This is a genomic window from Sandarakinorhabdus sp. (assembly GCF_040398645.1).
In the GTDB taxonomy this organism is placed as follows: Bacteria; Pseudomonadota; Alphaproteobacteria; order Sphingomonadales; family Sphingomonadaceae; genus Sandarakinorhabdus.
The window spans coordinates 34,411-46,998 of the sequence record NZ_JBBATR010000020.1; the positions used below are offsets into that span (position 1 = coordinate 34,411).

The window sequence follows — 12,588 nt, forward strand, 5'->3', positions numbered from 1 at the left end:
GCCGGCTGTATCTGGCGGCCAGCCTGATCCGGCAGCTTGGGCGGTAAGTGTCGGCGCAAAGGCCGCAGAATGTGCCGGCGCTGCTGCTGGTGCTGGCCGGCATCGGTGCGCTGTGCATTCTTGATGCGCTGATGAAATATCTGGCGCTGCGCCACGGCGCGCCGGCCGCCACGCTTGGCCGCTATGTCAGCGGCACCATCATCGGGCTGGCGGTGTGGCAATGGCAGGGCCGGCCGTGGTTGGCGCCGGGCGGGCTGGGGCCGAATCTGGTGCGCGGCACCCTGCTGGCGGTGATGGCGCTGGCGTTTTTCTGGTCAATCACCCGCCTGCCGCTGGCGCTGGTGCTGACCCTCACCTTTGTCGGGCCGCTGGCGGTGCCGTTCATGGCGTCGCTGTACCTGAAGGAACCGGTGCAGCGCCGTTATGTGCTGGCCGGCGGCATCGGCTTTGTGGGGGTGCTGGTGGCGGCCGGCGGCATGCCCGATCTGGCCGGCACGCAATTGCTGGCGGTGGCGGCGGCCGTGGTGGCGGCGATCCTCTATGCGGCGTCGGCGGTGATCATGCGGTCCCGCGCGGCCGCCGATGGCCCCACTGCCATCACGCTGGTTGCCGCAGTGGTGCCGATGCTGTGGCTGTCGCCGGCGGCGCTGACGATCCCCAGCCTGCCGACCCTGCCCGATCTGGCGCTGGTGATGGCCACCGGCCTGGCCGGCAATATCGGCGTGCAGCTGCTGGCGCGCGGCTATGTGCACTTGGAGGCGCAGGTGTCGGCGGTGATGGAATATAGCGCGCTGCCGTGGGCGGCGCTGCTCGGCTGGCTGTTCTTTGATGAGGCGGTGGCGCCGGCCACACTGGCGGGCGCGGTGATCATCGCTGGCGCTTGCCTGTGGGCATCGCGGCAACCGGCGGACGCTATTTCGCCAGCGCCAGTTCCTTGATGCACACGGCCTTGCTGCGGCCAATCGCGGCCTGATCGGGCAGCAATTCCAAAGCCTCGTTGGCGCTGGCCAGATATTGTGCCCGTTCCGCAGGCGGATGGCTGCCTGCGGGCGCGCTGCAAATCGCCTGTACCCCCAGCACCGGTGACCGGCGCGGATCGGCGATGGCCAGCACATCGGCCGGAGCACGCGGCAGGGCAGCGGCCAGCGCGGCGGTCAATTCCGCGCCGTGCGCCGCATCGCTGCCCTTGGCCAATTCCGGTGCCAGCGCGATCCAGTCCGCCGAACCATTGCGAATGGCGCCCAGCACCCGCGGCCAATCCCCGCCGGCAACCAGCGATTCCACCGCCGCGCGCGGGCCGCCCTTTGGCACGGACGCAGCGAACTGGCTGGCCGACAATATCAATCCAAGCGCAAGGGCAGCAATCATCCGCGTCTCTCCACCGCCATCATATGGGCATGAGGCCGCGCCATGCAAGCCGGCGGCAGCTGTTCAAGCCGGCGGATCGGCAATCATCGCCGTGAAGCTGGCTTCGGCTGCAAGCTTGCCGTCCACCTCGGCGCGGCCGACAAATTTGGCGACGCGGCCACGATTGGTGACGAATTCCACCTTCAGATGCAGCAGGCAGCCCGGCTCCACGGGGGTGCGGAACTTGGCGTTGTCGATGGCCATGAAATAGACCAGCTTGTCGCTTGCTGCCTCGGTGCCAGCTGAAGCGCGGGCGGTATAGACGGCCAGCACGCCAGCGGTTTGCGCCAAAGCTTCGATGATCAGCACACCGGGCATGATCGGCCGGGACGGGAAATGCCCGGCAAAAAATGGTTCGTTGATGGTCACGGCCTTGATGCCGGTGGCCGATTGACCGGGGATCAGATCGATCACCCGGTCAACCAGCAGCATCGGGAAGCGGTGCGGCAACAGCGCCATCACCCCGCGCACATCAATCGGGCCGACAGCCGCCGGCATCAGGCTGTCGGCTGTTGTCATCAACGACGCGGCGGCGCAGCCGGGGCCGGAGTCGGCGCAACGGCGGGCGCCGGTGCAGCGCCAGCCGGAGCCGGCGGCGTGATCGACACCTTGGGCAGCGCCTTGTCGAGGCGGGCGAGCACATCGGCAGTGATGTCGATCGCAGCGGCATGTTGCAGGGTCACCTGCTCGTCCACCGCAATATTGGCACCGCGCTCGCGCATGATCTGGCTGATGATCGGCGTTGCGCCATCGGTGATCTGCTTGATCACCCACTGCTCGGCGGCCTGGATTTCCTGCTGCTTGCGCTGCACTTCGGCGTCGGCGGCTTGCTGGCGGCGCTGGAAATCCTGGACCTTAGCCTGCCAGGCCGTGATCGCTGCTGGCGGAGCGCCCTGCTGGGGGGGCTGCGTGTCGCGCAGGGTTTTTTCCTCGGCAGACAGGCTGGTGCGCAACTGGCCGACGCGGGCGATCAGGGCGTCGCCCTTGGGCTTCAGTTCGGCCTGCGCTGCCTTGGCTGCGGCCGAGGTCGCGATCATTTCCTGGCGATCGACCGTGACGATGATCGCGGCTGGCACCGGCTGCGCGAGAACAGGCGTGGCGGCACCAGCGAGTGCCAGTGCAATAAACAGGTTTTTCATCAGAATGCGGTCCCTACGTTGAATTGGAACAATTGTGGATCATCCCCTGGCTGAGTCAGCAGGGCCTTGGCAAGATCAAATCGGAACGGCCCGAATGGCGAATTCCAGTTCACCCCGAGCCCGACCGAAACACGCGGCCGAGGTGTGTTGCCCAGAAACTGCTCGACAAAGCCAGCAGAAAAACCGTCGCTGGCCAGGCAGGGCGTGGTTTGTCCCGGCTGGATCGGGGCATTGAACGTCGGCCCGTTCTGACAGGTCAGGTTTGGCGTGCGCAGGCTCCAGAGGGCCCCGACATCGGCAAAGAGCGATGGGCGCAGGCCCAATTCCTGGATCGCCGAACCCAGCGGAATGCGCACTTCAACGCGCGCCAGATACGATGCCTGGCCGCCGAGCGCATCATCCAGCGCCTGGCGGCGATCCTGGACGATTTCGCCATTGCCATCCAGCGGCCGGCGCAGCACGCGCGGGCCGACACCGCGAATGTTGAAGCCGCGAAACTGCGGCTGGCCAAGGAAGAACCGGTTGGTCAGGATCACGTCCTGCCCGCCATAGCCCGTCACATAGCTGGCTTCGCCGCCGATGTTCAGAATGAAATCGCTGCCGAACAGCGGCGTGAACCAGTCATAATTGATGCGGCTGGTCAGGAACTTGATGCCGATCGGCAGACCGGCCAGATCCTGATTGAACCCGAAGCGCTGGCCAGACGAGGGCAACCGCACATTGTTCAGGCTGTTGAAGATGATGGAATAGCCCACCGTGGAAATTGTGCGATTGCCAAGCTGTTCGCACAGGAAGCGCCCGGCGCGCAGCGGATCGCAAACCCCGTTGGTGAAAAACACGGCTTCATCAAGGCCGATTTCTTCGCGGCTCAGGCCATAACGCAGCGAGGCTGCCCAGAATTCGGTGATCGAAAAGCCGGTACGCACCTGAAACCCGGTCGAAACCTGGGTGTAGGTGGTGTCGCGCGTGTTGTTGCCGGTAAAGCGGAAGGAGCGGAAATCGCGGCGAAAGATATCGATGCCCAGCGCCAGGTTGCGCCCGCCCAGATAAGGCTCGGTAAAGCCAGCCTCGACGGAGCGGGAAAAGCTGGAAATATTGCCGGACAGCCGAATTTCCTGGCCGCGGCCGCGGAAGTTGCGCTGGCGGACACTGGCCGAAAAGATGAAGCGTTCGATGCTCGAAAAGCCGGCTGACAATTGCAATTCGCCGGTCGGCCGCTCTTCGACATTGGCTTCCAGCACGATGCGGTCGGGCGTGGTGCCCGGCTTTTGTTCGATATCCAGCTTGTCCTGGAAAAACCCGAGGCCAAGCAGACGATCCTTGGTGCGCTTTACCTTGATCGAATTGAACGCGTCGCCTTCGGCCAGACGAAATTCGCGGCGAATGACCTGATCATAGGTGATGGTGTTGCCGTTGATGGCGACTTTTTCGACATAGACGCGCGGCACCTCCCCGATCTGGAAGGTGACGTTCATAACCAGCTTTTCCTTGTCGCGCTCGAAATTCGGGCGAACATCGGCAAAGGCATAGCCCAGCAAGCCAGCGGTTTCCGACAGGCCTTCGACAGTGTTTTCAATGGCCTGGGCGTCGTACCAATCGCCTTCCTTCATGCGGATGATGGGGCGGAATTCACTTGGCTTGATATCGCGCAGATCGGATTTCAGATCGACCTTGCCAAATTTGTAGCGTTCGCCTTCCTCCACGACATAGGTGACGAGGAAATCCTTCTTGTCCGGCGTCAATTCGGCCACCACGGATGCCACCCGAAAATCGGCGTAACCTTCGGTCAGATAATATTGCCGCAATTTCTGCTGGTCATAGGCCAGACGATCGGGATCATAAGTGTCGTTGGAGCTGAAAAACCGCCACGGGCGCGATTGTTTCGACGCCATTTGCTTGCGAATTTCGCCCTCTTTCTTCTTCACGTTGCCGAGGATGTTGATCTGGCGAATCTTCGACTTTGGCCCCTCGTTGATCTCGAACACCACATCAACGCGGTTTTGCTCAAGCTGAATGATCTTGGGCTCGACACTGGCGGCAAAGCGCCCGCCGCGGCGATACAGTTCGAGGATGCGGCCAAGATCGGCGCGCGCCTTCGAGCGGGTGAAAATCTGCCGGGGCGCCAGGCGGATTTCCTCGCGGATCTTCTCCTCCTTCACCCGCTTGCCGCCTTCGATGACGATCCGGTTGATCACCGGATTTTCCTTCACCTCAACGGTCAAGGCGCCATTGTCATCGCGGATGGTGGCATCGGCAAACAATTCCGACGCATAAAGCGCCTTCAACGCCGTATCGAGCCCATCACGGTCGTACCGGTCGCCGATGGCAAGATTGAGATAGGAGCGGACGGTTTCCGGTTCCAGCCGCTCGGTGCCGCGCACCACGACACTGCGCACGATACCGGCATTGGCCGCCGTGGCCGGCAAGGCGGATTGGCCGCGCGATTCAGCGGCGCGTGCTTCGGCTTCGGCCGATGGCCGCTGCGGCTGCGGATCGGGCCGGCGCGGCTGCTGCGCCAACGCCGGCGCACTCGACAGCAACGAGGCCAGCGCGCTCGACAGCAGCAGCAAAGCAGACGTGCGCTGCCAGCTCTGCCGCGCCGCTGCTGTGTTTGCCTTGGTCCCCTGCATCAACTCCACTCACCGTCCCAGTCGCATTGGCACCGGTTGCCCCGGCCCGTGTTTGTTTGTGCGGTCATCACCCGATCCAGCTGGCGATGTTGCGCCATACGCCGAACGAACCAATGTCATGCCAGGTGAGCACCACCATCAGCGACATCAACGCCGCGAACCCCGACATGAATGCCCATTGCTGAACCTTTTCCGCCATCGGCCGGCGCCTGATCGCCTCGAGCGCGTAGAGCACAAGATGGCCGCCGTCCAGAGTCGGGATCGGCAGAAGATTGATGAAGCCCAGATTGATCGAGAAGAAGGCCATGAACGCCGCTGCCGAAATCAGGCCGAGGCTGGCCTGTTGGCCGGCGATCTGCGCGGTCTTGACCGGCCCGCCCATTTCACTCAGCGCACGCTCCCCCAAAACGATCTGCCGCAGCGTGCGCCCGATGGTCATCGCGATCTTCCAGGTGTCCATCGCCGCAAACTGTACCGCTGCGACCAGCCCGACCTGCTGCACCTGCTCGGGCGGGCGGGCCACCCCCAGCCGCGGATGGCGGCTGATGTTGCCAAAACGGTCCGCGGTGTTGACCATATCGGGCACCAGCGTGATCTGGCGCGGCTGGCCAGAGCGGATCACATCCAGAACGATGGGCGAGCCAACCCCGGTGACCACCAGATTGACCATGTCTTCGAACCGGTCGATCGATGTGCCGTCCACCGCCGTCACCCGGTCACCGGGCAGGATGCCGGCGCGGGCGGCTGCGCTGCCCGGCTGGACCTGCGCAACCACGGGCGGGCTGGACAAATGGCCGAACGCAAGATTGAAAACCGTCAGGACAATTATGGCAAAGACAAAATTGATCGCCGGCCCGGCGACCACGATAATCGATCGCTGCCACAACGGCAAAAACGCAAACAATCCGCGCCGATCGGCCTCGGGCAGCGCCATCAGCGCCGGGTCGCTCTGGCTGGCCTCGTTCATGTCGCCAACAAATTTGACATAGCCGCCAAGCGGGATGGCATTGATGCGCCAGCGCACGCCGCGCCGATCCGTCCAGCCCAGCAGTTCGCGGCCAAAGCCGACGGCAAAGGCTTCGATGCGGGTGTTGAACAGCCGGCCCGCCAGGAAATGCCCGCCTTCGTGGACGACCACCAGCACGGCGATCATGGCAATGAAGCTGGCAATCGTGAAGATCAGGCCGGGCTGTTGCAAGGCATCGAGACCGTTCATGCCGCCCGCCGTGCCACACAGGCGCGTGCCGCTGCCCGCGCCGCTGCATCGATTGCCACCACTTCATCCAGGGTCGTCACTGCGCCTGATGCCACCATATTCAACGTCTCCGCCACGATTGCATCGATATCAAGGAAGCCGGCTTGCCCATTGATGAACGCCGCCACGGCAATTTCATTGGCGGCATTCAGGATGCACGGCGCGCTGCCACCAGCGCGCATGGCATCCCATGCCAGCGCCAGGCAGGGAAAGCGTGCCAGATCAGGTGCTTCAAAGGTGAGATTGGCAACCGCTGCGAAGTCCAGCCGCGCCGCCGGCGTGGCAATACGGTCGGGCCAGCCCATCGCAAAGGCGATCGGAATGCGCATATCCGGGCTGCCCAATTGCGCCAGCACGCTGCCATCGACATATTCGACCATCGAATGGATCACCGATTGCGGGTGCACGATCACATCCAATTGGCCCACGTCCACCGGAAACAGATGCGCTGCTTCGATCAGTTCCAGCCCCTTGTTCATCAATGTGGCAGAATCGATGCTGATCTTGGCGCCCATGCTCCACGTCGGATGCTTGCAGGCCTGCGCCACGGTCACGCCGCGCATGGCCTCGCGATTGTGGCTGCGAAACGGCCCGCCGCTTGCGGTCAGGATCACCCGCTCAACCTGCGCGGGATCGTGGTGCGGGAACACCTGGAAAATCGCATTATGTTCGGAATCGACCGGCAGCAGCGTGGCGCCGTGGGCCTTGGCGGCGGCAATCACCACCGGGCCGGCGCAAACCAGGGTTTCCTTGTTGGCAATGCCGATCTGCGCGCCGCGCCGCACCGCGGCCATCGTGGGTGCCAAGCCAACGGCGCCCATGATCGCGGTGATCACGATTTCGGCATCGCGCGCCGCTGCCTCGATCACGGCATCCGGCCCAGCGGCCGAGGCGATGCCGGTGCCGGCCAGCAAATCCTTCAGCGCGCCGCCAAGGGCGGGATCGGCCACCGCTGCAAAACGCGCGCCGCAGGTGATCGCCGCGCGGGCCAGTCCGGCGATATCGCTGCCAGCGGTGAGCGCTTCCACCTGCCAGCGGCCGGGATTGCGCGCCACCAGATCCAGCGCCTGGCTGCCCACCGATCCGGTGGCGCCCAAAATGGTCAAGCTGCGCGTCATCCGGCCCACCCCGTGGCAGCAAAAGCCGCAGCGCCGACCACAGCAGCAGGCACCAGGCCATCCAGCCGGTCCATCACGCCGCCGTGCCCGGGTAGCAATGGGCCGCTGTCCTTGACGCCAGCGCGGCGCTTGAGGGCGCTTTCGAACAAATCACCCAGGATTGACGCGACCGCCAGCGGCACTGCCAGCGCCATCAGACGCAGCGCGCCCGGCACACCATTGTAGCCCGGCCACACCAGCATCATGATGCCCGCCACGATCAAGGCCCCGGCCAGCCCGCCGGCCGCGCCGCTCCAGGTTTTGTTGGGGCTGATCGACGGTGCCAGTTTGGGGCCACCGATGGCGCGGCCGGTGAAATAGGCAGCAATATCAGCGCCCCACACCACAGCCATCACGAACAGCGTGGCGTAAAAACCCCAGGGCAAGCCGCGCAGCCAGACCAGCGCCACCGCCGGCAGGCCGCAATAGAGCAGGCCCAGCATCATGGCGCGGCCAGCGCCGCGATCGACGCCCTTTTGCAGGCGCGCTGCAAACAGCCCGGCCAGCCCGGCGCCGCCGCCGAGCAGCATCAGGCCTTCCTGGGTGTTGCCCCGCACCGCAACCAGCCACACCACCAGGGCCAGCACAGCCAGGCCGAGCCGGCGCAGCAACGTCGGCAGCCGGTGCATGGCCGCCCATTCGTTGAACATCACCAGCACAGCCGCCGCCACCAGCCCGGCAAAGGCGATGCCGCCCGCCCACAGCGCAGCCACGGCAACCGCGACCAGCACCACGCCCGTAATCACGCGCAGGCGCAATTGGCTGGATCCCGCTGATGCCGCTGCTGTCATCGCCCGCCAAAGCGCCGTTCGCGGCGCGAAAATTCATCCAGCGCGCGCGCCAATGCTGCGCCATCGAAATCCGGCCACAGCGTGTCCGTAAGCAGAAACTCGGCATAGGCCGATTGCCACAACAGGAAATTGGACAGGCGCAGTTCGCCAGAGGTGCGCAGCACCGCATCGGGCGGCGGCAGGCCCGCTGTATCCAGCCTTGATTCGATGGCGTGCAGATCGATCGTGGCCGGATCAAGCTGGCCAGCCGCCGCCGCGATGGCCAAGCTTTGGGCGGCCCGCAGCAGTTCGTTCTGCCCGCCATAATTCAGCGCCATCACCAGACGCAACCGGCCATTGCCTTGCGTGCGCAGCCGGGCCGCATCCAGCAGCGCGACCAGATCGGGCTTCAGGGCGCGCCAATCGCCGATGAAATCCAGACGCACGCCATTCCTGTGCAGGTCATTGATTTCGCTTTGCACATAATGTTTGAGCAAGCCCATGAGATCGCTGACCTCGGCGGCCGGCCGCTTCCAGTTTTCGCTGGAAAACGCATAGAGGGTCAACACCTCCAGCCCCAGGCCCGGCGCGGCTTCGACGACGCGGCGCACGGCCTGCACGCCTTCGCGGTGGCCGGCAATGTGCGGCAGCCGCCGGGCCTTTGCCCAGCGGCCATTGCCATCCATGATGATCGCCAGATGCCGGCACATGGTGCCAACATCACCGATGGAGGCCGTGCCCGGCTTCACCGGCCCAGGATTTCCTTTTCCTTGGCGCCCACGGTGGCATCGATATCGGTCATGGCCTTGTCGGCGATTTTCTGCACATCGGCTTCGAGGCGTTTTTGTTCGTCCTGGCTGATCTTGCCCTTTTTCTCGGCGGTTTTCAGCGTTTCCATGCCGTCGCGGCGCACGTTGCGGGCAGCGATCTTGGCTTTTTCGGCATAAGTGCCCGCCAGCTTGACCATTTCCTTGCGGCGCTCCTCGGTCATGTCCGGGATCGGCAGGCGCAGGGTCTGGCCATCGGTGATCGGGTTCAGGCCAAGGCCAGCCGACCGGATGGCCTTTTCCACCGGCGTGACGTTGGATTTGTCCCACACCTGCACGCTGAGCATGCGGGCTTCAGGCGCTGTGACCGTCGCCAGCTGGCTGAGCGGCGTGTTGGCACCATAAACCTCGACATGCACGGTATCGAGCAGCGAGGTGTTGGCCCGCCCGGTGCGCAGGCTGCCCAGATCATGCTTCAGCGCATCAACGGCGCCAACAGTGCGGCGCTCCAGATCGGTCTTGAATGGGCCCGGCGCGAAATCAGCCATCTGCCTCTCCTTGGGTGGTTACGATGGTGGACGTGCCCTCGCCGTTCAGCACCGACAGCAGCATGCCGGGTTCACGGATCGAAAACACGATGATCGGGATGTTGTTGTCACGGCACATGGATACCGCGCTGGCATCCATCACCTTGAGATTGTCGGCCAGCACCCGCGAGAAACTCACGCTTTCGTAGCGGCGCGCTGTGGCCACCTGCTTGGGATCGGCATCATAAACACCGTCCACGCTGGTGCCCTTCAGCAGCGCATCGCAGTTCATTTCGGCCGCGCGCAGTGCCGCGCCAGTGTCGGTGGTGAAAAACGGATTGCCGGTGCCGGCGGCGAAAATCACCACGCGGCCCTTTTCCAGATGCCGCTCGGCCCGGCGGCGAATATAGGGCTCACACACCGAAGGCATCGGGATTGCCGATTGCACGCGGGTGTGCACGCCGATGTTTTCCAGCGCGTTCTGCATGGCCAGCGCGTTCATCACCGTCGCCAGCATGCCCATGTAATCGGCGCTGCCGCGGTCAAAGCCCTTGGCCGCCGCTGCCAGTCCGCGAAAGATGTTGCCGCCGCCGACCACCAGGCAGATTTCGATGCCGATATCATGCACGGCCTTCACTTCGCCAGCAATGCGCGCGGCTTGTTCAGGATCGATGCCATAGCTGCCCTGCCCCATCAGCACTTCGCCGGACAGCTTCAGAAGGATGCGTTTGAAGCCGGACATGGCGCTAATTCTCGAGCAGATTGGAAATGTGAAATGGTCACTAGCCGTGCTTGCCGCCACTGCCAAGCGGGACAGGCACAAAAACGGCGGGCAAGGTCGCCCCTGCCCGCCGTCCTGTTTGTCAGCGCCGATTATAGGCCGGCAGCAGCAGCCACTTCGGCGGCAAAATCACTCTGCGCCTTTTCGATGCCTTCGCCAAGCTGCATGCGCACAAAGCCGGTCAGGGCGATTGCGGTGCCTGCTGCCTTGGCAGCTGCTGCAACCACATCGGCGATCTTGGTCTTGCCGTCGATCACGAACAGCTGCGTGAGCAGTGCGTTTTCCTGTGCATACTTGCGCACGCCGCCTTCGATCATCTTCTCGATGATTTCGGCTGGCTTGCCACTGGTAGCGGCCTTTTCGCGCGCGATTGCCCGCTCACGCTCGATCAGCGACGGATCGAGCGCGGCTTCGTCCAGCGCCAGCGGGAACGCAGCGGCCACATGCATGGCGATCTGCTTGGCCAGCGGCTCCAGCACATCGGCCGGTGCAGCCGATTCCAGACCAACCAGCACGCCGATCCGGCCCAGGCCCGGCTGCACGGCATTGTGCACATAGGCCGACACCACGCCTTGCGTGACCGAGAGGGTCGCGGTGCGGCGCAGCGACTGCTGCTCACCGATGGTGGCGATATTGGCGGTCAGCTTGTCGAGCACGCTGGCGTCGCTGCCCGGATAGACCATCGCGCCCAATGCTTCGGCATCGGCGCCGCTTTCCAGCGCCAGCGCCGTCACCGTCTGCACAAAGCCCTGGAAAATCTCATTCTTGGCAACGAAATCGGTTTCGCTGTTCACTTCGACAGCAGCGCCGCGCGTGCCGGACACGGTCACGCCAACCAGGCCTTCAGCCGCGGTGCGGCCGGCCTTCTTGGCAGCGGCGGCAAGCCCCTTGGCGCGCAGCCAATCGACAGCGGCTTCCATTTCGCCAGCAGTTTCGGACAAGGCTTTCTTGCAATCCATCATGCCAGCGCCGGTCTTGTCGCGCAGGTCTTTCACCATGCTTGCGGTAATATCAGCCATCGAAGGCTCCTTTGTTCATGCTGCTGGATGGCGGGCCAATGCGCCGCCAATGTGAAACTGGTGTGACAATGTCCGGCTGGGCTTGGCCGTGCCGGGCATGTTGACTGGCCGGCGCCGCGCCGAAACCGAAGCCACTATGCTCCGGCTTCGGCGCTGGCCGCCGTGCAGGCTCAGGCTTCGGGCTGAGCCGCTTCAGCAGCGGCATAATCCGCAGCCACTTCGGCCATATCGACCGGCGCTTCGGCCACAGGCTCCTGCGCCAGATATTCCACCGGTGCTTCGTCCATGGCGCCCAGATCAACGCCCATGTTGGCAGCGCGGCCCTGGCGGGCATCGATCACGGCATCGGCAATGGCGTTGACATAGAGCTGGATGGCGCGGCTGGCGTCATCATTGCCCGGCACCGGGAAGGCGATGCCGCTGGGATCGGTGTTGGTGTCGAGCACGGCGATCACGGGAATGCCGAGCACATTGGCTTCCTTGACGGCCAATTCTTCCTTGTTCACGTCGATGATGAAAATCACCTCTGGCAGGCCGCCCATATCACGGATACCGCCCAGCGACGCTTCGAACTTGTCGCGCGCACGGGTCAGCTTGAGCACTTCCTTCTTGGTGAAGCCGGTGGTGTCACCCGACAGGGTTTCTTCCAGCTGCTTGAACTTGCGGATCGAGCCCGAGATCGTCTTCCAGTTGGTGAGCATGCCGCCCAGCCAGCGGTGGTTGACATAATGCTGGCCGCAGCGGCGCGCTGCTTCGGCAATCGGGTCCTGCGCCTGGCGCTTGGTGCCGACAAACAGCACCTTGCCGCCGTGCTGCACGGCAGCGCGCGTGAAGTCGAGCGCACGCGCAAACAGCGGCACGGTCTGCGACAGGTCGATGATGTGGACGCCGTTGCGCTCACCGAAGATGTAAGGTTTCATCTTCGGGTTCCAGCGGTGGGTCTGGTGTCCGAAATGGGCGCCTGCTTCAAGCAGATTCGCCATGGTAACGACGGGAGCCGCCATAGTATTTAACCTCCGGTTGAGCCGCCGCGGGGGAGTGGACGAGCAGATGCCCGGCACCGGATATGTCCCCCCGCGTGGGGATTTAGGGAATGGCGCGCTTAGCCGAGGGGGTGGGCGGCGTCAAGCAACGTC

At 64.1% G+C, this 12,588-nt stretch carries 13 protein-coding genes; 1 reads left to right on the forward strand and 12 read right to left on the reverse strand.

Annotated elements, in window-relative coordinates; genetic code table 11:
- The first annotated feature begins 47 nt into the window (after nucleotides 1-47).
- Nucleotides 48-938 (forward strand): DMT family transporter, encoded by an 891-nt coding sequence (locus tag ABWP50_RS06660; protein WP_353217211.1) that lies wholly within the window; start codon nucleotides 48-50, stop codon nucleotides 936-938.
- Here ABWP50_RS06660 and ABWP50_RS06665 read toward each other — a convergent pair.
- The 12 genes from ABWP50_RS06665 to rpsB all read right to left on the reverse strand — a co-directional run bounded on the left by ABWP50_RS06665 (nucleotide 913) and on the right by rpsB (nucleotide 12,456).
- The gene (locus ABWP50_RS06665) at nucleotides 913-1,368 is read right to left on the reverse strand and encodes a hypothetical protein (protein WP_353217212.1); all 456 of its coding nucleotides are present in this window, start codon (nucleotides 1,366-1,368) and stop codon (nucleotides 913-915) included. The two genes, ABWP50_RS06660 and ABWP50_RS06665, sit on opposite strands and share 26 nt — an antisense overlap.
- 63 nt (nucleotides 1,369-1,431) lie before the next feature.
- Nucleotides 1,432-1,926 carry a 3-hydroxyacyl-ACP dehydratase FabZ gene (gene fabZ / locus ABWP50_RS06670; RefSeq protein WP_353217213.1) on the reverse strand — a complete coding sequence of 165 codons (495 nt, stop codon included), beginning with the start codon at nucleotides 1,924-1,926 and terminating at the stop codon, nucleotides 1,432-1,434.
- Complete coding sequence (locus tag ABWP50_RS06675) at nucleotides 1,926-2,546, reverse strand: OmpH/Skp family outer membrane protein (RefSeq protein WP_353217214.1); 621 nt, start codon at nucleotides 2,544-2,546, stop codon at nucleotides 1,926-1,928. Before ABWP50_RS06675 ends, fabZ begins: the two co-directional genes overlap by 1 nt.
- Entirely contained in the window at nucleotides 2,546-5,176 is a 2,631-nt protein-coding gene (bamA, locus tag ABWP50_RS06680) for an outer membrane protein assembly factor BamA (protein WP_353217215.1), read from the reverse strand. The genes ABWP50_RS06675 and bamA overlap by 1 nt, the downstream gene beginning before the upstream one ends.
- A gap of 67 nt (nucleotides 5,177-5,243) precedes the next feature.
- A complete protein-coding gene (gene rseP / locus ABWP50_RS06685; protein WP_353217216.1) occupies nucleotides 5,244-6,392 on the reverse strand; it encodes an RIP metalloprotease RseP in 1,149 nt (382 codons plus the stop codon).
- The gene (locus tag ABWP50_RS06690) at nucleotides 6,389-7,549 is read right to left on the reverse strand and encodes a 1-deoxy-D-xylulose-5-phosphate reductoisomerase (protein WP_353217217.1); all 1,161 of its coding nucleotides are present in this window, start codon (nucleotides 7,547-7,549) and stop codon (nucleotides 6,389-6,391) included. The genes rseP and ABWP50_RS06690 overlap by 4 nt, the downstream gene beginning before the upstream one ends.
- Entirely contained in the window at nucleotides 7,546-8,346 is an 801-nt protein-coding gene (locus ABWP50_RS06695) for a phosphatidate cytidylyltransferase (protein ID WP_353217218.1), read from the reverse strand. The genes ABWP50_RS06690 and ABWP50_RS06695 overlap by 4 nt, the downstream gene beginning before the upstream one ends.
- A gap of 29 nt (nucleotides 8,347-8,375) precedes the next feature.
- Nucleotides 8,376-9,068, reverse strand: coding sequence for a polyprenyl diphosphate synthase (gene uppS / locus ABWP50_RS06700; protein ID WP_353217226.1), 693 nt, complete (start codon nucleotides 9,066-9,068; stop codon nucleotides 8,376-8,378).
- A 35-nt stretch (nucleotides 9,069-9,103) separates the two neighbouring features.
- On the reverse strand, nucleotides 9,104-9,673 hold the full coding sequence (gene frr, locus ABWP50_RS06705) for a ribosome recycling factor (RefSeq protein WP_353217219.1): 570 nt from the start codon (nucleotides 9,671-9,673) through the stop codon (nucleotides 9,104-9,106).
- Nucleotides 9,666-10,394, reverse strand: coding sequence for a UMP kinase (gene pyrH / locus ABWP50_RS06710; RefSeq protein WP_353217220.1), 729 nt, complete (start codon nucleotides 10,392-10,394; stop codon nucleotides 9,666-9,668). The genes frr and pyrH overlap by 8 nt, the downstream gene beginning before the upstream one ends.
- A 131-nt stretch (nucleotides 10,395-10,525) precedes the next feature.
- Nucleotides 10,526-11,452 carry a translation elongation factor Ts gene (gene tsf / locus ABWP50_RS06715; RefSeq protein ID WP_353217221.1) on the reverse strand — a complete coding sequence of 309 codons (927 nt, stop codon included), beginning with the start codon at nucleotides 11,450-11,452 and terminating at the stop codon, nucleotides 10,526-10,528.
- Between the two features lie 170 nt (nucleotides 11,453-11,622).
- The gene (gene rpsB, locus ABWP50_RS06720) at nucleotides 11,623-12,456 is read right to left on the reverse strand and encodes a 30S ribosomal protein S2 (RefSeq protein WP_353217222.1); all 834 of its coding nucleotides are present in this window, start codon (nucleotides 12,454-12,456) and stop codon (nucleotides 11,623-11,625) included.
- Between the last annotated feature and the right edge of the window lie 132 nt (nucleotides 12,457-12,588).

Bases quoted from the DNA above. Each gene is read 5' to 3' on its own strand.
- bamA (WP_353217215.1), bottom strand. From the start codon at position 5,176: ATGCAGGGGACCAAGGCAAACACAGCAGCGGCGCGGCAGAGCTGGCAG.
- pyrH (WP_353217220.1), bottom strand. From the start codon at position 10,394: ATGTCCGGCTTCAAACGCATCCTTCTGAAGCTGTCCGGCGAAGTGCTG.
- ABWP50_RS06665 (WP_353217212.1), bottom strand. From the start codon at position 1,368: ATGATTGCTGCCCTTGCGCTTGGATTGATATTGTCGGCCAGCCAGTTC.
- rseP (WP_353217216.1), bottom strand. From the start codon at position 6,392: ATGAACGGTCTCGATGCCTTGCAACAGCCCGGCCTGATCTTCACGATT.
- rpsB (WP_353217222.1), bottom strand. From the start codon at position 12,456: ATGGCGGCTCCCGTCGTTACCATGGCGAATCTGCTTGAAGCAGGCGCC.
- ABWP50_RS06675 (WP_353217214.1), bottom strand. From the start codon at position 2,546: ATGAAAAACCTGTTTATTGCACTGGCACTCGCTGGTGCCGCCACGCCT.
- fabZ (WP_353217213.1), bottom strand. From the start codon at position 1,926: ATGACAACAGCCGACAGCCTGATGCCGGCGGCTGTCGGCCCGATTGAT.
- uppS (WP_353217226.1), bottom strand. From the start codon at position 9,068: ATGTGCCGGCATCTGGCGATCATCATGGATGGCAATGGCCGCTGGGCA.
- tsf (WP_353217221.1), bottom strand. From the start codon at position 11,452: ATGGCTGATATTACCGCAAGCATGGTGAAAGACCTGCGCGACAAGACC.
- ABWP50_RS06690 (WP_353217217.1), bottom strand. From the start codon at position 7,549: ATGACGCGCAGCTTGACCATTTTGGGCGCCACCGGATCGGTGGGCAGC.
- frr (WP_353217219.1), bottom strand. From the start codon at position 9,673: ATGGCTGATTTCGCGCCGGGCCCATTCAAGACCGATCTGGAGCGCCGC.